The organism is Burkholderia sp. Se-20373 (genome assembly GCF_017104705.1).
Classification (GTDB): domain Bacteria; phylum Pseudomonadota; class Gammaproteobacteria; order Burkholderiales; family Burkholderiaceae; genus Burkholderia.
Genome location: NZ_JAAGPH010000396.1, coordinates 1 through 540, shown reverse-complemented (window position 1 = coordinate 540; position 540 = coordinate 1). Strand labels below are relative to the sequence as shown.

1 protein-coding gene is annotated in these 540 nt (G+C 69.6%); it reads right to left on the bottom strand.

Going from position 1 to position 540, the window contains the following annotated elements:
• Positions 1–540, bottom strand: a 540-nt coding sequence (locus tag G3N96_RS39985) for a DUF3458 domain-containing protein (RefSeq protein ID WP_206140514.1), incomplete at both ends; no start/stop codon positions are given.

Below are 540 nucleotides of genomic sequence, written 5' to 3'. Positions count from 1 at the left end.
ACAGGCTTTCATCGGTCAGCACGCGGCGGAATGCGGCGACGAAGTTCTCGCCGAGCGTGAGCGGCTCGTTCGCGGCCGCACGCGCGGCGAGCGTCAGCAGCGCGCGTGTCGCGAGGCGCTGGCCGGCCTCCCAGCGGTTGAACGGATCGCTGTCGTGTGCGAGCAGGAACGCGAGATCGTCGTCGCTGTAGTCGTACTCGACGATCACCGGCGACGAGAAATTACGCAACAGCGACGGCAGCGGTTGTTCCGGCACGTCGACGAACGTGAAGGTCTGCTCGGTGTCGGTGAAATTGAGCACGCGCGTCGTGCCTGCGGCGGCGGCTTCGCCGTCGAGACGCAGCGGCAGGTCGCGGCCGTCGCGGCCGATCAGGCCGATCGCGAACGGAATCAGCAGCGGCCCTTGCTGCGTTTCGCGCGCGGCCGGCGATGCGTCGCCGTAGCCCTGCGCGAGCGTGACCGTATAGCGGCGCGCGGCGGCGTCGTACGCGGTGTGCACCGACACGCGCGGCGTGCCGGCCTGGCTGTACCAGCGTTCGA